Below are 25,031 nucleotides of genomic sequence, written 5' to 3' on the forward strand. Positions count from 1 at the left end.
TTGAGAAATGAGATTATGGACTATATTGTAGGCGACTTAAATAACAACTAACCGATAACAAATGCAGAAAAAGAACATGACTGTGCTTAAATCCTTAATGATTGTCTTTCTATTAGGGTTTTCAATGCAATTAAGCGCTCAAAAATCAGAAAAGGTTATAAAGCTATTGCTCAACAATGAGCGAGCTGACGCCCTTAAACTAGTTGAAAAACTAGATCAAAGTAACGTAGAGAATTATTACCTAAAGCAAATAGTCCTAAAAGAAAACGGAGAGATTGCAAATGGTTATAACTACTTAGAAGGTTTGCTTAACAAAGCAGATTTTGAACCTTATTTATTTGCCTCGTGGCATGAGACTTTTTTATTCTCAGATTACGAATCTCAAGGGTTTGCTCCTTTAGAACTAAGAAGATTACAGGAAATTAAAACTCCACAACTGCAAAATGCTAGTCTTAGAGATGCTTATTCATATATGCAAAGCATTCATGCAGAGGTCTCAAGAGATTTTGATAAACAAAAACAACTTGTTGCTTCTATCAAGAATATAGAAAACTGGGAACTAGTAGGTCCTTTTGAAAACTTAAATGATAGTGGATTAAACATTACTTATGCACCAGAAAATGAAGCTACTGCTGCAAATGGTTTTGACACTAATGGTAATGGAATTGTGAATTGGTATGTTGCACCAGACAATCCATTGAGTCCTTATAAAGATTTTATCAATCATGACGAGTATGGAAATAAAATTAATTATGCTCAAACGTTTATTCAATCTGATAAAGAGCAAAGAGCTGTATTACAATTAGGACGTGGTGGTATTATTAAGGTTTTTCTAAATGGTGTTGAGATTCTTGAAGATAAAGAAGATGTACGTACTGAAATCGATGCTCATCAGATTGAGGTAACCTTGAATGCAGGTTCAAATAGACTTCTCATAAAATCTGCTTCTAGTGGTACTCCTTATTACATCGCAAGGTTTATGGATAATAATGGAAACCTTCTTGAATTAGGTAATGATCTTAATAATAAATCTTATAAAAAGGGAACTACAGCAAGCGTTAATGCTAAAACTTTAGAACATCCTATGGAGGCCTTTTTCAGAAATAAACTGAAAAGTAATCCTAATGACTTCTTAAGCTTTTATGGTTTATACCACAGTTTACAGCATAATGCTAGATATAAAGAAACTATTAATTTAGTAAAAGAACAATTAAAGAAAAATCCACAGAGTTCTTTATTGAATACCATGTTAATGAATGCATATACTGAAAGTGATCAAGGAGACGAGGCACTTAAAGTAATGGAAAATTTAATGAAGAATGACCCAGATTATTATCAATCGTTAATTTTAGAATTTTCAGATACGGATAAACTGATGAATCTGGATCAACAAGAATTCAGAAAGAAAATGAGTGCTATTCAAGGTGCAACTAACCTGAATACCATTGATGAAATGTGTGATTTATTCATCGCTTTACGTAATGAAGAAGAAAAAGAAGCTGAAAAGATTCTGGACAGGCTTGTTAAAGATGAAAGAACCACGATTAAAGGCCTTGCCACTTATGCTGGTTTTTATAACTCGATTCTTAATGATGAAAAGAGATATGAACAAATCTTAACTGACGCTCACAAAAAATATCACTCTTGGTATATCATAAACAATCTTGCTGGGATTTATAGTAGAGAGAATCGTAAGCAAGAATGGGAAGATATCATGAAAACCAACCTATTGAGATATGATTTCTACAATAACTATTTACAAAGAATGGTTTATGTGTATAATGAAAATAAGAAATATGATGAGTCTTTAAAGTTGATCAATAAAGGATTGAAAAACTATCCAGATGCCTTAAGACTACGCTCATTAATGGGTGATACCTACTTAAAGTTAGAAAATAAAAAAGAAGCTATTAAGTGGTACGAAGAAAAATTAGACCGCAGTTTATCTGATTTATCCTTACGTCGCAAAGTTTATGATCTTAAAGGAATTACAGATCCTATGGAAAAGATTAAAACAAAAGATCATTACAAGTACATTGAAAAGAACCGTGATAGTGGTATGGAGAACAATTATGGTCTTAACATCATACTTGAAGAAAACAACCTGATGCTATATAGTCGTGGTGGTGTACGTTATCACGGTACCATGATTTATGAGGTAACAACACTTAATGGAATTGAGTCTATTAAAGAATACAATCTTGGTCTAGGTGGTAATTATATGATCACAAAGTCAGAAATTGTAAAGAAAGATAAAAGCATAGAACCAGCAGAACGTAGTGGATCTAGTATGGTATTTAACAACCTAGAAATAGGCGATGTTGTTTACTTAGACTATGAAACAGAATATTACACTTACGGTAGATTCTATAAAGATTATGATAACGTGTATAATGTGAAAGGCTATCATCCTATAAAGCAGTACCACTTAAGAGTTATTACTGAAAGTGATAGACCTTTATATCACGAAGTTGTTAATGGTGAAATACCAGTTAAAAAATATAAGACTGATGGAATGCAAACTTATGAGTGGAGCGTTAAAGATGTAGCAGCTATTACTCTAGCAGAGGACTATATGAAAAACCTAGTAGACCAGACAGAGCACATCCACATCAGTACTTTAAAAGACTGGAAAGATATTTCAGAATGGTATTCAGATCTAGTACGCAGTCAGATAGAAATTGAAGATGAAGTTACAGCCGCATATAACACCATTTTCCCTAATGGACATGATGGTAAATCAGATGACGAAAAAGCAAAAGCTATTTATGATTATATTACAGATGAATTTACATATAGTTATGTAAGCTTTAAGCAAAGTGGCTATGTACCTCAAAAACCGTCTAAAACAATCAAGTCTAAACTAGGTGATTGTAAGGACTTCTCTACTCTATTCGTAACGTTAGCATCTATGAGTGATCTAGACGCTAACCTTGTTTTAATTCTTACTTCAGATTATGGAGAAAACGCTTTAAAATTACCATCTAGAGATTTTAACCACTGTATCGTTAAAACTAAAATTGATGGAAAAGAACAATTTTTAGAACTTACCGATAAGTACCTACCGTATAAATCTGTTCCTGGATCATTAAATCATGCTATTGGACTTGAAATACCATATGATAAAAATGACAAAATGACTAATGATTTATTCATTCTTCAAGATGCTGCGACAGCACCTAGTCAATACAACACTACGGCTTATATAACCGTTAAAGAAGATGCTTTTAAAGCAAAATTAACGACTAACCTTAAAGCAAGTACTTCATCATACTTACGTAGTCTAGCAGACGAGGAAAACGAAGAGTTGAAAAAAGATAATCTAAAGTCTTTCTTAGAAAATCGCTCTACAGCAACATTTGATGTAGAAAAGATCGTTAGTGCAACATATGATCACGGATCAGATGGTATTGAAGTAGAGACAGAACTCAATTTACTCTCTAAGCCTGGATCTATAGGACAGATGAAGACTTTCCAACTACCACTATTCTCTGTTCCATACACACAAAGTATTATTGCTGAGGATGAACGTAAACATGACATTTTATATCGTGATTATGAAGACACATCATCTTATACAGAGTCTATTACCATAGAATTAGAAGAAGGTAAAAAGTTTATTGAAGTGCCAGAGAATAAATCATTAAGCTATAAGCAACATAGCTATACGATAACTTATAAAGAACTAGCACCTAATAAAATAGAAGTGAAAATTGTTTCTAAACCTAGTTTAGAGGTAATTAAAGCTTCTGAATATGCAGACTTTAAAAACTTTGTAAAATCTGTAATTGAAACTAGAGAGCAATATCTCGCTTATAAGTAATAGTCCAATAAATTATTAATTACAAAAGAGGTTATGAATTCATAACCTCTTTTTTTATTTTTAGAATTACGCTTTCGCGAAAGCGTATCTTAAAAACAACCTAACCAATGCAAGAAGAATACTCCATATTTAGAAGATTTCCAACTTTAGAACTAGCACTAGAAATAAAGGAATTATTAGAAAACAACGATATAGACGTCGTAATCGATGACAATATACCACCTGTCGATGTCACATTTTCAGGCAGTACCCTACAACATAAAATAGAATTGCGTATCAATGAAGCCGATTTTGAAAAGGCTGAAGATATTCTAGAACAACATTCAAACGCTGTGCTCGATGAAATAGATAAAGATTATTATTTATTTAGTTTCACAGATAAAGAATTATATGACGTTCTCTTAAAATCTGATGAATGGAGCAGTCTAGATTACACACTAGCTCAAAAGTTATTGAAAGAACGTGGGAAATCTATAGATAAAGAGTTACTTATTTCTTTAAAAAAACAACGATTAGAAGAACTAGCAAAACCTGACGATAATCAACAGGCATGGATTATTGCCGGTTATATTTTTTCTATCCTAGGTGGCTTTTTAGGTCTAATCGTCGGTTATTTTTTATGGACATCAAAGAAGACTTTGCCCAATGGTCAAAAAGTTGATTCCTACTCTTTAAAAGATAAAAAACACGGTAAGAGAATCTTCTATATAGGTGTCATTATAGCGCCCATAGTTCTTATCATGAAAATGTTGAGTTATTTCTAAATCACTTTTAAGGAAAGTTTAAAACTTTTCAATAATTCGAGACGTAAGTTGCTACCACCTTTTACAACTACTTTTTTGTAATTATTCAATGTGATCAAATGAACTATATACAACATATCGAAAACGAAATTTCTGAGTTGAGAAATCAACTGCAACAACATCAACTCTATAACCATCTGTCTGATATGAATGATGTTAGAGCTTTTATGGAGAATCACGTATTTGCTGTTTGGGATTTTATGTCATTATTGAAATCATTACAGGTTCAACTTACCAATGTTTCTACGCCTTGGACACCTGCTCACAACCCTACTCTAGCACGATTTATTAATGAGATAGTACATGGTGAAGAAAGTGATATTAATGAGCTAGGTGAGGCTAAAAGTCATTTTGAGATGTATCTAGATGCAATGAAACAGGTTGGTGCAGATACTACCGCGATTAAAGAGTTTATAGATTCTATTCAATCTGGTACATCTATAGAATCATCCTTAAAAATGGCTCAAATCGATGATAAAGTATTTGAATTTGTAAAATTTACATTTGACATTATTAACACTGGTAAAGTGCACTTAATTGCATCTGCTTTCACTTTTGGAAGAGAAGATGTTATACCTGATATGTTTATTGAAATCCTTAAAAGTGCCGATGCAAATAATAATAAATTTAATAAACTACGCTATTACCTAGAAAGACATATCGAATTAGATGGTGATGAACATGGCCCTTTATCATTATTAATGATAAAGGAATTATGCGGTATAGATAAGTCTAAATGGGAAGAAACCTTAACTGTGGCAAAACTCGCATTAGAAAAAAGAATACTGTTATGGGATGCGATTAACGATCAGATAAAACTAAATAAAACACAAGTAGCATTTAGTCACTAAAAGCTTTTTCCTAGTTCAGATCGCCATCTTAAAATAATGGGACGACTTTGAAAAGGATTTAGTTTTTTTAAGTTAGCATTTACATTAAAATCTATAATATTACCGCTTTCATCTATCTTTATAACGGTAGGCACATAACCTATACTTAGATTTTCTAAAATATTTCTAGCTTCTCTGGGACTGGTGCTTAAATGAGATCCTGCAATTTGAGAATTTAAAAAAACATCCTTAAAAACTGCCTTAACTCTATCAGTCCCTAGACCGATAGTAATAAAACGGGCATCTTCATCTCGATGTTGTAAATAAAATTGATTCCACTTTAGGAAGTTGTTATCAATATACTCATCTTCTGGCGCATATATTAGTATATAAGCTGGCTTACCTTTAGCCTTCTCTAGCTCAATGGGTTTATCATAAAAATCAGTCGTTTCAGGAAAAGGAAAGGGATCTCCCAGCGTTAACCTATTTCTTTTATTATAGATATCTTTTACAGATTGGTAATGATAAGGTGAATTAGAAAACCTGTTAATTAACCGCATGTAATTCTCGCTAAGAGAATTTCTTTTATAAATCTGATCAGCCCAAATAGGTATTAAACTAAATTTAAGAATCCGTGAATCAATATCTTTTACTGCATCTTTCATACTATCATAATCCTGCAGCGAATTAATTTTTAGATAATGGTAAGCCAGGCTTAATTTTAAATAATCTCTATAATTAAAATGATCTTCTTGATTGTCATAATCCATTTCAGGAAAATCAGATATGTCTAGTGATGTAAAATCTAAGTCTTCATTACGTAGTACATCATGAAAAACGTGGTGGTAATTGATATAATACTTCCAGTATTTCTTTTCATCCTTTATAAAAGAATCTGTAAGCCCTAAGGATCCAGCTATGGATAGCATACTGTCCTTCTTCTCTTCTAATAACAACTTTGCCTGTACTCTATCTGACTTTTGAAAAGAAACATCTGTTTCTAGTTCTTGTAATAATCGAACTCTATCTAAAATATAATTGTTTTTAATAGCTCCTACCTCACCAGCATAATAGAAACTATACTCATCAAAATCCTGACCTAATACAATGGTAAAAGTATCTTCCTCTTCTATATGTAACTGGACTTTATGATTCAGCCAGTTTAAATATTGAAAACCTTCATAGGGTAAATAGCCATTTTCCATAGCTTCTAGAGAGGTACCATAATCTAATCCTGGTTGCCCTACCCAGACAAATTCGTTAACAGTAAGTGTATCTGTATACTCAAAGGTTAAGTTTACAGGAACTTTCTTTTGAGATTGAGCTATTAAAAAGCAAAAACATGTAAAAAGCAGTATGAGATATCTCATTATTTAAGATTTTTTAAAATAAAATCAATGGTTGGATCAATGACAGGCTCTAATTGCAGGGATAGGGATTTATATTTTGATGGTATGGCTAGTCCTTGATTCAACAACTCATTAACTACTGGAGCATACTCTAGTGAGCATTTTCCCATCATCAAATGATCTAGTGAGTTTCCACCTTTGTACAGATCATATATTTTTTTAAGACCCGATAAGTATAAGGCATCTTTAGTAAAACCACCACCACGATGCACGCGTAAGGTGATATTAAAAGCTTTTTCTTTATGTAACTTATATTGATTATGTATAAGATCAAAGGTATCTGCAAAAGAGTAACCTTTGGTAAGAGAATCTACCGCAATCACTCGATATGCTAGTTCATGTAATCGAGTCATAGTGAGATTACCACTTAAATATTCTGACATGACCGCAAGCCCTTCTTGAGTTTCTACATTATTAGGAAAACCGTTACTAAACACTTTCAGCGGTTGTTCCAGTGCATTAAATGTTGTGACAAGGTGTACTCCTATTTCATGATGACCTAATAATTCAAGATCGTGATGCGAAAATTTTTGATTTTTCTTGAGATATAAGCTTTGCTCGTTGTTAGAAACCATAGCAGCAGCGCTCATCGCTGTACTAGTTTTTATGGAAAAATCAAATCCGTATTGGTCTCTGAAGTTTTTAAAATATTCAATCGCATCCTCAGTAGATAACGTTTTTTCAAATAAAGCCTTTTCAGAAACAGGCACCTGATGATGCAAGATAAACTTTGCATTATCTACCATCTTTTCTGTAGGCGTTCCAAAGAATCTTAGACTATTAAAATAAAATTTGTTTCCTGGCTCTTTAATCGTCTCAATACACTGTACAAGACCACTATATGTGTATATAATATCTTTATACAAACTTTGAATTTGATTATTTTCAATACGTTCTAATCGTTGAGAGAAGAATAGTCTATGAAGTTTATAAGGTTTAAATTTTACCTTGCGATACTTAAAATCAGGTTGGTAATTGAATTTTTCTTTAAAGAAGTTCTTACGCTCTTGAGCGATATTTAAAGGATTAATATAGGCCAGCAGCTCTATATTACGTACTAATCTATGAACGTTAGCATCTATATCATAGATGGCAGCTTGATTAAGCTTTTCTTCTTTAAACGATACGTTCATGTCTTTCATAAAATCTATGCGCGTGCGCTTGTATATAGTATTTAAATTGATCTTTTACTGCGTGGACCACATCGGGATATATCACACCTGTTTCTTCATCACAATATACTTTAGCAATTTCAGTAGCTAGAACCAGTGTATTCAATGAGTTAGACGTAACGTATTTTAAAAAATATCCATTTCCTTGAAAAACATCATTGATACCACAACTAACCTCTTGCTCAATGGGTAATTCTATTTTATCTAATATATCCTTCCATTGCTGTATGTCATGCACAAACCGGTCCTGATCTATATTTTTAGTTCCTAAGTTGAACACAGGTACCTTACGATCCCATCTTTTCCAGTTATAGGAGTGTACGTCATAAAAAACGGTAGACCCAAACATTTCTTCTAGTTTTACTATCAAAGACAGTACCACTCTATAAAAATTATTATGTCTTAATATAGCTTGATCTTTCTGCTTTCGCGAAAGCGGTTTTCTCCATAACTCTTTGCCCCAAGCACTGTCATAAACAGCCTCTAACGGGTCTCTATTTAAGTCATATTCAAATCTAGAATCGTGAGCTATGAGCGTAATGGGCAACCCAGAAATCATGTCACCAGTACAAGGATCTTCTTCATACCAGCGGTCGTATTCTGTATGCAAACAATCCTTCCATAGTTCTTTTTTAAAGTGATGTCCATCATGCACTGCAGCGCAAACGAAAGGCACATACTTATCTATTTTGATAGAAAAAGAATAATCACTAGCAACAGCATGAAATCGTTCTTCGCGCTCGATTTTCATGAGCATTTCAGTGATACTTAATTTAAGCATTGCGTATAGAGCTTTTTAATTTATCTCTTCTCTCTGAAGCCAGTATTTTTTCTCCGACTACTTCTTCAAAAAAGTCTACAACTTTACATTGAAGTTTTACTTTAGAAACTTTATTAATATAGGTAATACCACCTGGTGACATTACATTTACCTCTACTAACATACCGTTAATAACATCTATACCAACAAAATAAAGTCCATCCTTTATAAGTTTAGGACCTATTTTATTACATAGATTCTTTTCTGCTTTAGTTAATTGATGTCGTTGAAAAGTACCACCAGCGCTAATGTTTGAGCGATGATCTTCGTCTCCAGGCACACGCTTAACAGCTCCTATAGGCTTACCATTAAGTAATAAAATACGTGTATCTCCTTGATCTGCTCCTTCTATATAATCTTGAAGAATGACATAATTAGTGCTGCCATCTTTATTATCTATATAAAAATCTAGCAAAGAGTTCACATTATGCATTGCATTTTTCTCAATCATAATAACGCCACTACCACCGAAACCATTTAGTGGTTTCATAATCATACGTTCTTTAGGATTGTCTTTTATAACACTTTTTAGGTACTCTTTGTTTTTTGAAACATGTGTTGCTGGAATAATCTCATTATTAGGATCTTCAAAGCAAGCAGTATATAATTTGTTATTTGCTTCTCGTAGTCCTTCTATATCGTTAACAATAAACACATCATCCTTAACAGAGTCTAAAAAGTTTAAGGCTATCGGATCTAACGGTGGATTTGCTCTCATCATTATAATATCAAAGCCTGCGAGAGGTAACATTTTTTCTTTAAGCTCTACTTGCTTATAAAAAGACTTAAATTGTGCAGGCACCTTATCCATCTTCTTAATAACACTAGAAAAAGCATATGCAATACTGTCTCTAATGGTAAGATTAGCAGGTGTGGCAACGGCTACTTTATGGCCACGCTTTACACATTCATGAATTATCGCTAGTGTAGAATCGTGTTCTGGTTGTATCTCGTCCCACGGATACATAATGAAACAAATATTCATGTTTTGATTTTTAGTTGGTAGTGTTTAAAACTAAGAAGAAAATCTGATAGTAACCAGAGTAGTAATAGAATAATAAGGCTTTTTTAACAGCAGTATCTAAGCTTAAAAAAACCTAGAGCTTAATTACCGGTAACGATGATATTGTCAACATAGAAAAATTCATCTCCAGACCAGTTTTGAAACCTTACCCTGATGACTAGAGTAGATCCACTTAAACCTGTTAGGGTTACGGTATCATCTGGGAAGAAAGGTGCACTTCCTGCTCCACCACTAACATAATAAGGTATTAAGGTATGGTGTGTTGTACCATTACCATTAAAATCGGTAATGGTTACAAATGCGCCGCCATCGATGGAATATGATACATCTATATAATCGTTAACCGTATTAGTATCATCAGTGCTATGTAAAGATGGATTATATTCTAACTCACCTGTTCCACTTAAATCAATGCTAAACGATATATTAGAGTAACCACTAATGTTAATGGATTGAGTATCTAGTTCAATAGGTCCATTAGTATCGTTAATTTCCAATACACCTGATTGTGTCTCTACATAATCTGACGATGCTAGTGAGCCGTATATATCATTTAAAGTCCATTTAGAAACTGACGCAGGATAATCACCTGAATCTCCAGAACCATTGATTCCAGTACCAGAAGAATAACTTTCAAAATCCTCTGAGTATAATATAATAGGATCTAAATTAAGACAGTTTATTTTTTGCCAGACGTCTTGTAAACCATCATAAACCTCAAGACATCTAACGCCACTGGTATAAGACACAAAAACTATGGTTCCTTCAGATTGAAGTGTAGTTGTAATTAGACCTCTCTGAGATTCTGTCACAAGAGGTATCGACAGTCCACCATATCCTACGGTATTTTGACCATAAATATCTAGAGCAGATGCTGCATTAGGTAAATCAGTATTAATACCAACTTGTGCATTGATTGTCAAACTTAATAACAATAAAAAAGTGACTGTTATCTTCATTTTATTGAATTATAAAGTTGTCTACAGCTATATCTTCATCACCAGAATTAAGATCAAACTCAAATCGAAATTCAATTGTAGCGTGAGCTGCTGTTGTAAAAGTTCCAGTATAAGTGGTAAAAGAACTCGTTAATGCTGGCTCTGGAGAAACGCCTTGACCATTTAGGTTTTGATCAACTCTCGGGACATTATTAGATCCATTTAAAGATTCCACAGCAAATACAACATTTGATGTCCAAGGCCCAGAACCATCTAAACGATATTGTATTTGAAAAAAATCAACTCCATCCCAACCATTACCAGCAGTCTTAGCAACATCTATCGAATATGAGAGTGAGGTCTGACTACTTGTAATACTGGTAAAGGTTAATTGTTGATTTGAATTTGCTCCTTCACTATCAATATCTTGTGCAGCAAAGTATGAACCTGAAACATTTGTAAACGATTGATCAATATTACTTCCGTTTGTTCTAATAAAATAGTCATCGTTACTATCTGTATACTCTGTTGTAGAAGTAGTATATCTGGTTCCGGCACCTTCAGTTTCAAAATCTTCGTTAATCAAAAAGACAGGCACCTCATCATCTACTATAGTAAATGTAGTAGATGCATTGGTACCTATAATGGCACTTACTCCACCAGAAATATTTTGTAAATCAAGTACGATTGTTTCGTTACCTTCAGAAATGAGATCATTTGTAATGAAGAAATCTATTTGTTGTGAAGCACTCGTATTAGCAGGAAATGTTATTGTGATAGGAAAAGCTAGTGCTGTTCCTATAGTACCCGTGTCATAATCAACTCCATTAGTTGCTGTAGATGATGCATTAAGAGCTACCTCAACTGTGGTAGCTGTTATAGCTGAAGGATTAATGATATTAATATCTATAGAACCTACTAATCCGTTTTCCACTTCTGAATAGGTGATAGAATCAAAAGCAACTTCAGTCGCACTGTCATCATCGATAAAAGTTACTGAGTGCGAATTTACCGTACCTATAATCGGATTTATACCACCACTAGGGTTTTGTAAATCTAATTGCAACATTTCATCTACAGCGTTATTATCATCTGCATAAGCGTATACATCAAAACTAGCAGTTGTTGTTCCTGCAGGAATGGTTATGGTGAAAGGAAAAGCAGTGACCGCTACACTGTTATTATCGATATCATAATCTGTACCTAAACCACCGACAGTACTTGCAGCATTTAAATTGACCTCAACAGTTGTTGCAACTGTCGGACTAGGATTGAGAACATTTATATTGATTGTCCTCACATCATCTTCTGGAATAGTACTAGAAGCTATAGCAAACTCTATTTCTGTCTGTTTGAATTCTATTTCTCTATAAGGACTTAAAGCTTCAATACCTGGACTAGCTCCACTACTTGCTCGAGGAGTTACTCCTACTGCAACATAAAAATTACCATCTGCGGTAGTGGTCAAATAAGTAGCTGCGGTTGCTCCTGGAATAGCCATAACATTAGTTCCAGTTGCATCGTCTGCACGATACCATTGATAAGAAGTTCCAGATTCTGTATCATTCTCACCATCGGTGTATGTATAGCTACTCGTTAATGTTTCATCTACTTCTAATGTACCTGTAAAATCTACAAGTGATGCCTCTGGCAATTCATTCATGCAATACCAATCCATCCATTGACTACGTGTGCCATCATAAACCTGCAAACAACGATTGTTCCCATCGCTCAGGTAAATCATTAAACCATCTGGTATTGGTGCTGTTATAGTTGCTCTTTGTGCGAGAGTAAGCGTCGGTAATTTTAATCCACCATAAACTCCTGGGCTGATTTCAGAACGTACATCTAATATTGCTGCAGGATCAGGTGTTTCCGTACCTATACCTACCTGCGAATAGCTGTAATTAAATGCAAATAAGCACAATAGGAATATACGTAAAACTTTCATAGATAGGTGCTTTAGTGTTTTAAAAGTACCTATTTAGTTTTACTTCATTGTTATTTTGGCTTTAACAAATCGGTGAAATACCTAAATTTTTATTAACATAACGTTAAGAAGTTACATCGTCTAGGTTATCATCCCAATTCTCTACATGTGGTTTACCGAATTTCCCAAGAGATTTTGCAACAATAGAGGCTACTGTCGCATCTCCAGTCACATTAACTGTAGTTCGCAACATATCTAAAGGTCTATCTACCGCAAAAATTAATGCAAGAGCTACTGGTAATAATTCACTAGGAAAATCAATAGACTCCAGTACAATTACAAGCATCACCATTCCTGCACCAGGAACTGCTGCACTACCTATTGAAGCTAATAACGCTGTTAAAATAATAGTCAATTGAGCACTGAAGCTTAAATCTATATCTAAAGCCTGACAAACGAAAACAGCTGCTACAGCTTGATATAAACTGGTACCATCCATGTTGATAGTAGCACCAACTGGTAAAACAAAACTGGATACTTCTTTCTCTACACCCATATGTTCTTCTACACGCTCCATGGTAACTGGTAACGTTGCAGCACTAGAACTAGTTGAAAAAGCTAGTAATTGAGCTGGAGCAATTTTTTGTAGAAACCAAAAAGGTGATTTTTTTACATATAGAGCAAATATCAAACAGTAAATTACAATCATAATAAGCAACCCAGCTACTACAGTAAGTGCATAAAATAAAAGTGCTAGCAATACCTCTGGATCATCTGCACTAACAACTACATTTGCTAGTAATGCAAATACTGCAAATGGAGCAAAAAGCATGATCAAATCAACCATTTTTAAGACAACATCATTTAAACTATCAAAGAAGTTTTTTAGAGGCTCTGCCTTCTTCTCTCCTATTAACAGCATTGATATCCCTAAGAATATCGCAAAGAAAATAACTTGCAGCATTAAACTATTATTAGACATTGCTGCGACTGCATTACTAGGCACCATATCTACTAGCGCTTGTAAAGGACCAGAGTCTTTAGTCTGAGCAGCAGTTGCTAGTTTACCTGCTATATTAGAATTACCTTCATAGGTAGAGCTTAGTTTTGTAATGGTTTCTTTAGAGATACCATCACCAGGTGCAAATAGATTGACTAATCCTAGACCTACTGAAATTGCGATAACAGTTGTACATATATATATTACTATCGTGCGCAATCCCATATTACGGAATTTTGCAATGTCTTTTAAATCGGAGATTCCTTTGATTAAGGAAGCTAGAATTAACGGTACCGCAATAAGTTTCAATAAATTAACAAATATGGTCCCAAACGGATTGATCCAGTCACCTACAAATTCTTTTCCCCAATCTACTTGAGTCATAATTAGACCAAAAACGATTCCGAGAACCATTCCTATTAAGATTTGCCAGTGTAGTGCTAGTTTCTTCATGTATTCTTTTAATTCTGTTCGAATATAATATTTTATAATCTTGTAGTTCTTGCTCTTATAAAATGATCTGCCATAACCAGTGCGGCCATCGCTTCAACGATAGGTACAGCTCGTGGCACCACACAAGGATCGTGTCTACCTTTACCTTGCATCATCACTTTTTCACCAGCACTATTAATTGTTTCTTGATTTTGAATTAAAGTGGCTACTGGTTTAAAGGCAACTCTAAAATAGATATCCATACCATTAGAAATACCACCTTGAATTCCACCACTTAAATTAGTTTGAGTCGTACCATCTTCATTATATAAATCATTATGATCACTTCCTTTCATTTTAGCGCCACAAAATCCACTTCCATATTCAAATCCTTTCACGGCATTGATGGATAACATTGCTTTGGCAAGATCTGCATGGAGTTTATCAAACACAGGTTCTCCTAGACCACTTGGCACGTTTTGAATCACACAAGTAATTGTTCCACCTATAGTATCTCCTGCCTTTCTTACTTGCATTATTTTTTCTTCAAACGCTTTCGCGAAAGCGGAATCAGGACATCTCACTGCATTATTTTCAATCTCATTAAAATCAAGGTCTTGGTATGGTTTATCAATAAATAAATCACCAACACTACTGGTAAAAGCATTAATTTTAAAGGAGCTCAATAGTTGTTTTGCAATGGCACCAGCCACTACTCTACTTGCCGTTTCTCGAGCACTACTGCGTCCACCACCACGATAATCGCGCACACCGTATTTATCATCATACACTTTATCTGCATGACTAGGTCTATACGTATCCTTAATATGTGAGTAATCTTTAGATTTTTGATTCTCATTGACTATTTGAAAACCTATAGGTGTACCGGTGGTTACACCTTCAAAGATACCAGACATAAACTGTACGGTATCAGATTCTTTGCGCTGAGTTACGATTTTGCTTTGACCTGGTTTACGTCTATCCAGATCTCGTTGAATAGCTTCCATATCTAGTGTTAAACCAGCTGGACAGCCGTCTATAATTCCTCCTATTGCGATACCGTGTGACTCACCATAAGTAGTAAGTTTAAATAAAGTACCAAATGTATTTCCTGCCATATGCGCAAATATAGTCAGACATATTCATAACTTTGAGTTCAAATTCATACAATGAAAAAAACGATACTGCTAACCGCTCTAATTATATTATCAATCGCTTGTGGCTCTCAAAAATCTGGAATGAGTCAAAACGGTAAGAATTCAGAAAAATCTGACGATCAAGAATATCGTGATCGATTTCAAAATGCCAAAGAATTAATAGGAAGAGAAAAGTACTCTAGCGCTATCCTAAACATTGACCATATGACGGCATTACAACTCAATAATGGTGACTATACTCCACAGCGTTACAAAGCAATGATATTGCAAGTAACTGGTGAAAAAGAAGAAGCAAACATCATTTATCAAAATATTATCAATGCTACTGATGCTAGTGCTAGTGAAAAGAATAAAGCGCGACAATTAATGTTAATTAATAATGAGAAGAAAGCACCGTTACTAAACGAAATAAATCGGCTAAAAGACTCTACTGAATTTAAAAATGCAATTAAGGTAATTGAAGTTCCTCCTATGTTTCCTGGTTGCGAAACTTTACCACAAGAAACATGGAACAAATGTATGTCTCGCGGTGTTGCAAAACATATCGTACGTACTATAGATGTGGATATTGCCCAAGTGACTTCTAATACTGGATTTATAAGATCATATGTTAATTATGAAATTGACACTACTGGACATATTAGTAAGATTAGGGCTACTGGTAAAAATAAGTTTTTAAATCTAGAAGCTCATCGAGTTATGGCGCAGTTACCACAGGTAACACCTGGATACACAAATGGAGAAAAAACTGTTGTATCTTATACTATTCCTATACGATTTACTGTTGATTAATAAAAAAATTAGTTTTTCAACGATTAATTAAGCCTGTTCGTCTTAATCATAATTGCTTAAAGTTGAATCTCTAGTAAAGCCTTCAAAAAATGATATCTTTATCCCATAAATAAATAACATGAAAAAAATAATATTCTTTATAGCTGTATTCTCAAGTATTACTCTTACAGCTCAAGTCCAAGAGGCTAAAGATGTATCGTATGCAGTAATTGAAAAAGCACCTACTTATCCTGGTTGCAATAATGGTGACAAAGAATGTTTCCAGGCTAAATTACAAGAAGCAATTACTAAGAACTTTAATAGTAAAATTACTTCTAGTTTATTGAGTAAACAACAAGTTGTTGTTCAATTTACTATTACTACAGATGGTGATTTTACAGATGTAAAAGTTAAAGCTCTTAATGATGATATTAAAGAAGAAGTTGTAAGGATTTTTTCTTTATTACCTAAAGTGACTCCAGGAACTATGAAAGGTGAATCTAAGGCAGTTACATATACATTACCTCTTATCGTAGAGCCTGCAAAAAAGAAGATATCTAATACTCTTATAGCTCCTTCTCAACCACAAAATAATTAAAAAATGTTCAAGAAGATTGCTTTGATTTGTATTGCTAGTGTTGCCGTCATTTCCTGTACAGAAAGTGATGATACTGGACGCAGCAATGATAACTTTAGTTATCTACCACTAGCAACCAATAATACATGGACTTATGATGTTGCTACTGGAACTGATAGTTCTAGTGATGAACTGACGGTAAGTTCTGTTTCAGGTTCAAATTATACACTAACTGCAAATCCTGCAGTTCCTGCTGGATTAATGACTGGTGTACTTTCAAGTGGTGAATTAACTGCTGTAAATGGGCAATTAATCGGTAACGGAACTATCGGTTTTGATTTTCAAGGTGTTGGTGATTTCTCTATTGATATCGTAGATGGTATATTATATGATCAAAACGCTAATAATAATGAAGAGCTTTACACAACTTCTGGTACGTTTACAGAAACGGTAGATGGGTATGATTTAGATATTAATTATGAAGTTTCTACAGTTCAACTAGCAGATCAATCTAGTATTGCAGTTCCTGCAGGAACATTTACAGATTTACTACATTCACAACTTATTATTAATGTAAACATCACTACTGATATTGCTATAGGTCCTATTTCACAGACGATTACTTTATTAGCCGCTCAAGATGTCATGGTCGTAGATAATTACTGGGCACAAGATATAGGACTAGTAAAGTCTGATAATCAATTAGACTATATGCTTGAGGATTTTTCTTCATTAGGTGTTAATCTACCTGTACCACAAAGTGCAAGTGTTTTAACCACTCAAGACTTAACAATTTATACAGTTAACTAAGTTCAACTTATTATCATATATAAAAGTCCTTTTCAAAAATGAAAAGGACTTTTTTTATGCTTTAACAATAGTCTTTATTATACAAGTTTGTACTCTGGATAAGTTTCTTCTAAGTACTGCTCTGCCTTTTTAGGAATTTCAAATTGTATGATATAGCAAGTCATGAGCAATAAAACAAAAACAAAACTGAAGACCGCAATAAATACAGGACTATTTTCTACAAAATCGACACCACTTAAGTTCAAAATATTGATTCCTTGTATAGGAACAAAAAACAACCACAATCCACTACCATACTGACGTATAATCTCTTCAAACATCCATTTCTTTTCACCACTATTCTTTTTGGCCTTATTTATTTTAATATGAATTATGGCATCTACAACATAAGCTATCAAGGATAATGCAAGTAGAATTGTTAATACAGATCTGTCCACAATAGCCAGTTCTATAAGGTAGTATAACCCTACGGTCAAACTTATAAGTAGAATGATTTTGGGCAACTTAAAATACTCCTTTAAATGTTTCCAAATCAACTTAGAATATTTTTTGGATAGCACTTTTTGTCGTTCTTCGACGACTTCCATAAACCCGAACACACCAAATTTCTTAAACTCTATTTGCAGCGCATCTTCAAAGGATAAATGAGGTTTTAATTCCCATTGGTCTTCGATTGCATTTGCAAGATGATCCACAAGCTCTGTTTGTAAATCATAATACTCAACATAGTGCTTTCTAGTAAAAGCATATAAATCTTCTATTTGAGAGTCGTTTAATTTCATTCAAAACTTAGTTTAGGATTAATAATACGTTGCATGTTTGCTAGAAACTCATCTAGTTCTGCAAGCCTGTTAACGGTCTCTTCTTTTCCTGCTGGTGTGATATCATAATACTTGCGTACTCGATTATCTACTTTCTTTGCAGTAACGGTAAGATATCCTGCCGCTTCCATTTTATGTAATGATGGATACAGCGCTCCTTCTTTAATTTCTAAATCACCTTGCGTTAATTCTTTAACTCGTTGAGTGATTTCATAACCGTACATTTCTCCATTTTCCTCGAGTAACTTGAGAATTATGGTGGTGAGACTTCCTCGATACAATTGTGATGTAGACATACCTAAAGTTCTTATGTAAATATACATAAGATTCTTAAGTAAACAAATAAATCTGTGATTTTACGCTTCCGCGAAAGCGTCATAAAGATTCTAAACGATTCTCACCAGTCCATCTTCATCAATAACATCTAGCGTTACTGTTTGAAGTTCATTCACTAATTCTGGGTTCCAGTAAGTTTTTACCTTTACATAGTTTTCTGTAAACCCTTGAATAAATCCTTCTTTATTCTCTGCTTCCCAAAGAACCGTTTTAGTCTTACCTAACTGGCTTTCATAAAACGCACGACGTTTCTTTACAGATAGTCCACGCAACATCTTTGAACGCTTTGCACGTACTTTTTTAGGCACAACACCTTCCATAGTAGCAGCTTCAGTGTTATCACGCTCAGAATAAGTAAAGACGTGTAAATAAGAAATATTCAAATTACTTAAGAAGTTATAGGTATCTAGAAAATGGTCGTCAGTCTCGCCAGGGAAACCTACAATTACGTCCACACCTATACAGCAATCTGGCATGACTTCTTTAATTTTAGTAACTCGATCTACATAAAGTTCGCGATTATAACGACGTTTCATCTTACCCAACAACTCGTTATTACCAGCTTGAAGCGGTATGTGAAAGTGTGGTACAAAAGCATTTGCTCCAGACACAAATTCTATGGTTTCGTTCTTTAAAAGATTAGGTTCTATTGAAGAAATACGCAATCGCTCGATTCCGTTGACTGTGTCAAGTGCGTGAACCAGATCTAGAAAAGTGTGCTCATGTCTTTTATTCCCAAACTCGCCTTTACCATAATCTCCTATGTTCACTCCGGTAAGCACGATCTCTTTAATACCTTGCTCAGATATTAACCGAGCATTTTCCATCACGTTTTCTAGTGTATCACTTCTTGATATACCACGAGCTAATGGAATAGTACAATAAGTACATTTATAATCACAACCATCTTGTACTTTTAGAAAAGCACGAGTACGATCGCCTATAGAATAAGACCCTACATAAAAGTCTGCCTCATCAATCTCACAAGAATGAACCTGAGTAGGCTCTTCTTTACTGAGCTGATTAAGGTAATCTGTAATTTTAAATTTTTCTGTAGCTCCTAGAACGAGATCTACACCATCTACAGCTGCTAATTCTTCTGGCTTTAACTGTGCATAGCAACCTACAGCAATAGTAAAAGCATCTTCATTAACTTGTTGTGCTTTCTTAACGATAGATTTAAAACGCTTATCTGCATTTTCTGTAACACTACAGGTATTGATTACATAAATATCTGCACGTTTTTCAAAATCAACGCGCTCAAATCCTTCTTGCTCAAAACTACGAGCAATAGTACTGGTTTCACTAAAGTTGAGTTTACAACCTAGCGTATAAAAAGCAACAGATTTTGTAGCGATTTCTGTAGACATAGAGGTAATTAAATAGGCCGGCAAAGATAAGAAGTATTCGTTAGGTATCTGTTAATACTCTTAGCCTTATTGAGTTGTTGCGATAAATTATTCTTTAAATGCTAACTATCATTTAATCTTAGGTTAATACAGAATCGTTAAGGAAATAATTTCTTTGAACAAACAGAGTAGCCTTGAAAAAAAGACCCGTTAAAATAGTTGTCATATCAGATGTCCATCTAGGCACCTATGGTTGTCATGCAAGAGAGCTTAACGCTTACTTAAAATCCATTAAACCAGAGCAATTAATCCTAAATGGTGATATCATTGACATCTGGCAGTTTAGAAAAAGATATTTCCCGCAGTCGCATTTAAAGGTTTTAAAAACCATTATAAACATGGCCAGTAAAGGAACTGTAGTCACTTATATCACTGGTAATCATGACGAGATGTTACGCAAATTCTCGCCTACCATTTTAGGGAATATTACCTTAGTGGATAAACTAGTACTAGAATTGAATCAGCAAAAAATATGGATATTTCATGGCGATGTTTTTGACGCATCCATTCAACACAGTAAGTGGCTTGCAAAATTGGGTGGTTGGGGCTATGACCTACTGATTTTAATCAATCAAATAATCAATTGGTTTTTACTTAAAATGGGCAAAGACAGATATTCACTTTCTCAAAAGATTAAAAAATCAGTAAAAGGAGCTGTTAAATTCATCACTGATTTTGAAGAAACAGCTACAGATTTAGCCATCGAAAACGGTTACGACGCTGTTATTTGTGGTCACATACATCAACCTCAAAAAAGGGTCATCACTAATGCCAAAGGAAGCACCTTATACCTCAACAGTGGCGATTGGGTAGAAAATTTAACCGCATTAGAATATCACAATCAACAATGGGATATTATCACTTGCCAGCCAGAAGAACATTCCAAAAATTCTGAAGAAGAAAGTCTACATATCCCAGACGCCGCATCGCTCATTCATTTAGTAACTCAAAATTGATTAAAAAATAAGAGTTAAAGTATATTTACAGCATGATTAAAAATTGCTGTTTTCTATTACTGTCGCTCCTATTCATCAATTGTGGTGATACTAGTATTACTATTGATGAAACAACAGTTTTTAGATATAATGAACATGCAAACATCACTACACTAGATCCTGCATTTGCAAAAGATCAGCGCAATATATGGGCTTGCAATTTAATTTATAATGGTTTAGTAAAACTGGATAAAAACCTCGAGGTAGTTCCCGACCTTGCTAGTGAATGGTACATTAGTGAAGATGGACTGGTGTATACTTTTCAACTTAGAGAGGATATTTATTTTCAAGACTTTGACGCTTTCGCGAAAGCGAGACAAGTAACCGTACAGGATTTTAAATATTCCCTAGAACGATTAACAGATCCAGCGGTAGCATCTCCTGGTGCTTGGGTTATGTCTAATGTTTCTGCAATAAATACGATTGATGAGCATCAATTAAGAATTACTTTAAAAAAGCCATTCCCAGCCTTTTTAGGATTACTAACCATGAAGTTTTGCAGCGTGGTACTACCAGAAGCTGTAGAAAAATACGGTAATGAATACCGTTCAAATCCTGTGGGAACTGGACCTTTCTATTTAAAACGATGGGAAGAAAACGTAAAAATGGTACTGCGCAAGAATAACAACTATCACGAAAAAGACAGCACTGGCAAAGCATTACCTTACCTAGAAGCGGTCGCCATCACTTTTAAAAGCGATAAACAAAGTGAATTCCTAGAATATGCTCAAGGGAATCTGGATTTTATAAACGCTATAGATCCTAGTTATAAAGATGAATTGCTGACCACAACTGGAGACTTAAAAGCTAAATACGTTTCCACAACAAATTTGGTAAAAGCTCCATTTCTAAACACAGAATATCTAGGCTTATACCTAGACAGCAGCACACCAGAACTGCAAAGCAAACTACTTAGACAGGCGATTAATAAAGGATTTGACAGAGAGAAGATGATCAAGTACTTGCGCAACAATATAGGTATTCCTGCAACCAGCGGACTCATTCCTGCCGGATTACCAGCTGGTGGCGTGGTAAAAGGATATGAATATGATATCCATAAAGCACAACGATTAGTACAACAATACATTACGGAAACTGGTGACACTAATCCCGAAATTACGATTACCACTGGTGCTAATTATCTAGATCTTTGTGAATTCATTCAGAAAGAACTTGAAAAAATAGGTGTGAAAACGATTGTAGAAGTCATGCCACCATCTACATTACGTCAAGCCCGTAGCGCTGGAAACCTAGATATCTTCCGCTCGAGCTGGATTGCCGATTATCCCGATGCCGAGAATTATTTATCGCTAGGATATTCTAAAAACTTTTCTCCTAACGGACCTAACTATACGCACTTTAAAAACGATACCTACGACCAGCTCTACGAGCAAGCACTCACCTTACCTAACGCTGCCGACCGTAAGGAACTCTATATAAAAATGGATTCTATCATCATTAATGAAGCGCCTATCGTTCCTCTTTATTATGATGAAAGTGTACGTTTTATCAGCAAGAAAGTCAGTGGTTTAGAAACTAACGCCGTGAATATGTTGAATTTGACGAGAGTTAACAAAACAAATTAAACCTACTCACCACAACCTATCGGACTACCATCCGGTAAACTAGGTAAATTCACCACTTTAAACTTAGTTGGATCTTTAAAATACTGCTCGATTTGAGAACGTAATTCTAGAGCCGTGGCATTTTTAAGTCTTTTAAGTTTCTTGTCGATGGTTAACAATTGATTTCTGATTAAACCTTTAGCCGCTACATTTGTTCGTGAGTTAGCATGAGCGTTTATTAATTGCATGACCAGTCGTTCTTGAACACGCTGCTGAATGGTTTTTTGATAATTTGAATCAGTTTTACTTTCAAAAACTACTTCGGTTATGTTTTGTAATAACTCTTCTAGTCCTAGATTATCTTGCTCTATAGCTTTAATTTGAACCACTCGATTCACACGCTGTGGATGTAGTAAGAAACTCAAAGTCATATCGGCACTACTCGCTGCAGCATGCAATGGGTCAAATGCCACGCCTACTTCACTTTTAAAACTTTCTCTACCACGGTAGTAACCATAAGCACGAGGCGGAAATAATTCTAGTAAATCAGTCGGTATCATTAATTGTTCTACCTCAAGAGTTTTTAAAAGAGCTTTTAAAGCACTCATTTGTTCTTGTTTTGAAAGATATCTCATTTCTACAGTATCACCTTTTGTAGCATAGTTGTATTCCATTCCACCTATCCATTTTGTAGTAGCTTCTACTTGATAACGATGGCCATAATAAACGGGCACAAAAACATCTTCCAGAACACTTAACGGCTCATCTGTTCTGATGTTATCAATACTAAATTGATTCATCGCTACTTGACGTATTTCTAGCATACGTTCTAGTTCTGCTCCAGGTTGACTTCCATTATCCCATAGATGTGCCTGAGCATGTGCGCCACCAGCAGCTCTAGAATCGCTGTCTGAGATAAATCTTAAATTTTGAGCAGTAGCGTTATCAATAACACCTTTTAAATATTGCTCTTCAGATTGAGTCTTATCTGGGTTTCCATAAGAATATTGAACCGTTAAATCATCCCAAGCGCCCATTCCTGAATCATAAGCATCATCAAGACTTATTTCTCCATCAACTAATTCTAATCTAGGATGTGGATAATCCATCACACTAGCTCTATCACTAGTACTAGCTGCAAAATTATGGGCAAATCCTAGTGTGTGACCTACCTCATGAGCTCCTAATTGCCTGATACGTGCTAGTGCTAGTTCCATCATCTTATCGTGGTTCTCATCATTTTCTTTAAAAGGTTCTTTAAGTAAACCTTGAGCGATCATAAAATCTTGTCTTATTCGCAAACTTCCTAGACTTACATGGCCTTTGATAATTTCGCCAGTTCGTGGATCTGTGATACTCGCTCCATAACTCCATCCACGTGTGCTGCGGTGTACCCATTGAATGACATTATATCTCAAATCCATAGGATCTGCGCCATCGGGTAACATTTTTACTTGGAATGCATTTTTATATCCTGCACTTTCAAAAGCGGTATTCCACCAGCCAGCTCCATCTAATAAGGCACTACGCACTGGTTCTGGTGTACCAGGATCTAGATAATAAATAATAGGCTCTACCACTTCACTAATAGCCGCATCAGGATTTTTCTTCTCTAATCGATGTCTGGTTATAAAACGCTTTTGAATAGGTTCATAAACCGGTGAGCTATAATCCATATAACTCACATAAAAAGATCCACTACGCGGATGAAAAACTCGAGGCTCATACCCAGCATCTGGTAATTTTACAAAACTGTGATGTTGTATAACCGTAATGGCTTTGGCATCTGGTGCGACGCTTCTTAGGTTGCGACCAGTCGGTGTTCCTGTAAAAGTGAGCATAGCTTCAAACTCACTATTTTCAGGGAAAGATTTTGTGTTTTCCATCCACAAAGCGCTGCGAGATTTATCTACTTTATAAGAACCTTCTTTGTTTCGTTTAAGTGTTGCGGCTACACCAAAAGTATCCTGCATTAAAAACGACGTTATATCAATCGTGTAAACACCATCTTTCTGTGATTTTATTTCAAAACCGTATAAAACCGACTGTGCAAATGCTTGATTGATAGAAGCACGCTCATTATCATTATCACTACTCGCTCTGTATTTAAGGTTGGGCTGCATGAGTAGTAATTTATGACCACTTTTCACCCATTTTACGACAACGCCATCACCCAACTTACCTCTATCGAGACCTATGTCATTAGATCCTAGACCAGTACTTAGTGAATAAACATATAGAAATTCCTTATCTAAATCCTTGACTTCTAGAAGTATGTTACCTTTATCTTCTGAGTAAGTAAAGTTATAGTAGCCTTTAAATTCTTGTTTGGATGATTGTGATTGCGCTTTCGCGAAAGCGGAATAAAACAAAACTAAAGTACTTATAAATAGAATTCTTTTCATGTTC

20 protein-coding genes are annotated in these 25,031 nt (G+C 34.7%); 8 read left to right on the forward strand and 12 right to left on the reverse strand.

Annotation, left to right across the window (positions count from 1 at the left end; translation table 11 throughout):
• The first annotated feature begins 61 nt into the window (after positions 1-61).
• The 3 genes from IL45_RS04115 (at position 62) to IL45_RS04125 (ending at position 5,477) form a co-directional block, all read left to right on the forward strand.
• On the forward strand, positions 62-3,823 hold the full coding sequence (locus IL45_RS04115; RefSeq protein ID WP_081866526.1) for a tetratricopeptide repeat protein: 3,762 nt from the start codon (positions 62-64) through the stop codon (positions 3,821-3,823).
• A gap of 107 nt (positions 3,824-3,930) precedes the next feature.
• On the forward strand, positions 3,931-4,587 hold the full coding sequence (locus IL45_RS04120) for a putative signal transducing protein (RefSeq protein WP_036580691.1): 657 nt from the start codon (positions 3,931-3,933) through the stop codon (positions 4,585-4,587).
• Between the two features lie 98 nt (positions 4,588-4,685).
• On the forward strand, positions 4,686-5,477 hold the full coding sequence (locus tag IL45_RS04125; protein ID WP_036580693.1) for a DUF3050 domain-containing protein: 792 nt from the start codon (positions 4,686-4,688) through the stop codon (positions 5,475-5,477).
• Here the strand turns inward: IL45_RS04125 and IL45_RS04130 are convergent.
• From IL45_RS04130 to aroC, 8 genes are all read right to left on the reverse strand, one after another.
• Positions 5,474-6,826 carry a hypothetical protein gene (locus IL45_RS04130; protein WP_036580695.1) on the reverse strand — a complete coding sequence of 451 codons (1,353 nt, stop codon included), beginning with the start codon at positions 6,824-6,826 and terminating at the stop codon, positions 5,474-5,476. The two genes, IL45_RS04125 and IL45_RS04130, sit on opposite strands and share 4 nt — an antisense overlap.
• The gene (locus tag IL45_RS04135) at positions 6,826-8,007 is read right to left on the reverse strand and encodes a flavohemoglobin expression-modulating QEGLA motif protein (RefSeq protein ID WP_081866527.1); all 1,182 of its coding nucleotides are present in this window, start codon (positions 8,005-8,007) and stop codon (positions 6,826-6,828) included. The genes IL45_RS04130 and IL45_RS04135 overlap by 1 nt, the downstream gene beginning before the upstream one ends.
• The gene (locus tag IL45_RS04140; protein ID WP_235183317.1) at positions 7,982-8,794 is read right to left on the reverse strand and encodes an N-formylglutamate amidohydrolase; all 813 of its coding nucleotides are present in this window, start codon (positions 8,792-8,794) and stop codon (positions 7,982-7,984) included. Before IL45_RS04140 ends, IL45_RS04135 begins: the two co-directional genes overlap by 26 nt.
• Positions 8,795-8,810: 16 nt before the next feature.
• On the reverse strand, positions 8,811-9,842 hold the full coding sequence (gene gshB / locus IL45_RS04145) for a glutathione synthase (RefSeq protein ID WP_081866528.1): 1,032 nt from the start codon (positions 9,840-9,842) through the stop codon (positions 8,811-8,813).
• Positions 9,843-9,961: 119 nt separating this feature from the next.
• Complete coding sequence (locus tag IL45_RS04150; RefSeq protein ID WP_036580703.1) at positions 9,962-10,840, reverse strand: hypothetical protein; 879 nt, start codon at positions 10,838-10,840, stop codon at positions 9,962-9,964.
• 1 nt (position 10,841) lies between these two features.
• The gene (locus tag IL45_RS04155) at positions 10,842-12,770 is read right to left on the reverse strand and encodes a Calx-beta domain-containing protein (RefSeq protein ID WP_036580706.1); all 1,929 of its coding nucleotides are present in this window, start codon (positions 12,768-12,770) and stop codon (positions 10,842-10,844) included.
• Between the two features lie 103 nt (positions 12,771-12,873).
• Positions 12,874-14,202: a dicarboxylate/amino acid:cation symporter gene (locus IL45_RS04160; RefSeq protein WP_036580708.1), complete on the reverse strand. Its 1,329-nt coding sequence runs from the start codon at positions 14,200-14,202 to the stop codon at positions 12,874-12,876.
• A gap of 32 nt (positions 14,203-14,234) precedes the next feature.
• Entirely contained in the window at positions 14,235-15,299 is a 1,065-nt protein-coding gene (gene aroC / locus IL45_RS04165; protein WP_036580710.1) for a chorismate synthase, read from the reverse strand.
• 51 nt (positions 15,300-15,350) lie between these two features.
• Between aroC and IL45_RS04170 the strand changes: the two genes are divergently transcribed.
• The 3 genes from IL45_RS04170 (at position 15,351) to IL45_RS04180 (ending at position 17,496) form a co-directional block, all read left to right on the forward strand.
• On the forward strand, positions 15,351-16,130 hold the full coding sequence (locus IL45_RS04170) for a hypothetical protein (RefSeq protein WP_036580713.1): 780 nt from the start codon (positions 15,351-15,353) through the stop codon (positions 16,128-16,130).
• 118 nt (positions 16,131-16,248) lie between these two features.
• Positions 16,249-16,707, forward strand: coding sequence for an energy transducer TonB (locus IL45_RS04175; RefSeq protein ID WP_036580716.1), 459 nt, complete (start codon positions 16,249-16,251; stop codon positions 16,705-16,707).
• A gap of 3 nt (positions 16,708-16,710) precedes the next feature.
• On the forward strand, positions 16,711-17,496 hold the full coding sequence (locus IL45_RS04180) for a hypothetical protein (protein ID WP_036580718.1): 786 nt from the start codon (positions 16,711-16,713) through the stop codon (positions 17,494-17,496).
• 77 nt (positions 17,497-17,573) lie between these two features.
• Here IL45_RS04180 and IL45_RS04185 read toward each other — a convergent pair whose 3' ends face one another.
• From IL45_RS04185 to mtaB, 3 genes are all read right to left on the reverse strand, one after another.
• Complete coding sequence (locus tag IL45_RS04185; protein WP_036580721.1) at positions 17,574-18,278, reverse strand: hypothetical protein; 705 nt, start codon at positions 18,276-18,278, stop codon at positions 17,574-17,576.
• Complete coding sequence (locus tag IL45_RS04190; protein ID WP_036582000.1) at positions 18,275-18,613, reverse strand: PadR family transcriptional regulator; 339 nt, start codon at positions 18,611-18,613, stop codon at positions 18,275-18,277. Before IL45_RS04190 ends, IL45_RS04185 begins: the two co-directional genes overlap by 4 nt.
• A gap of 90 nt (positions 18,614-18,703) precedes the next feature.
• A complete protein-coding gene (mtaB, locus tag IL45_RS04195) occupies positions 18,704-20,023 on the reverse strand; it encodes a tRNA (N(6)-L-threonylcarbamoyladenosine(37)-C(2))-methylthiotransferase MtaB (protein WP_036580723.1) in 1,320 nt (439 codons plus the stop codon).
• A gap of 173 nt (positions 20,024-20,196) precedes the next feature.
• Here mtaB and IL45_RS04200 point away from each other — a divergent pair, with 173 nt between their 5' ends.
• Both IL45_RS04200 and IL45_RS04205 read left to right on the forward strand, forming a co-directional pair.
• Complete coding sequence (locus IL45_RS04200; protein ID WP_036580726.1) at positions 20,197-21,018, forward strand: UDP-2,3-diacylglucosamine diphosphatase; 822 nt, start codon at positions 20,197-20,199, stop codon at positions 21,016-21,018.
• Between the two features lie 32 nt (positions 21,019-21,050).
• On the forward strand, positions 21,051-22,643 hold the full coding sequence (locus IL45_RS04205) for an ABC transporter substrate-binding protein (RefSeq protein ID WP_036580728.1): 1,593 nt from the start codon (positions 21,051-21,053) through the stop codon (positions 22,641-22,643).
• A 2-nt stretch (positions 22,644-22,645) separates the two neighbouring features.
• Here the strand turns inward: IL45_RS04205 and IL45_RS04210 are convergent, their stop codons facing one another.
• The gene (locus IL45_RS04210) at positions 22,646-25,027 is read right to left on the reverse strand and encodes a zinc-dependent metalloprotease (protein ID WP_036580731.1); all 2,382 of its coding nucleotides are present in this window, start codon (positions 25,025-25,027) and stop codon (positions 22,646-22,648) included.
• Between the last annotated feature and the right edge of the window lie 4 nt (positions 25,028-25,031).

Origin of the sequence: Nonlabens ulvanivorans (assembly GCF_000732625.1) — a bacterium.
Taxonomy (GTDB): domain Bacteria; phylum Bacteroidota; class Bacteroidia; order Flavobacteriales; family Flavobacteriaceae; genus Nonlabens; species Nonlabens ulvanivorans.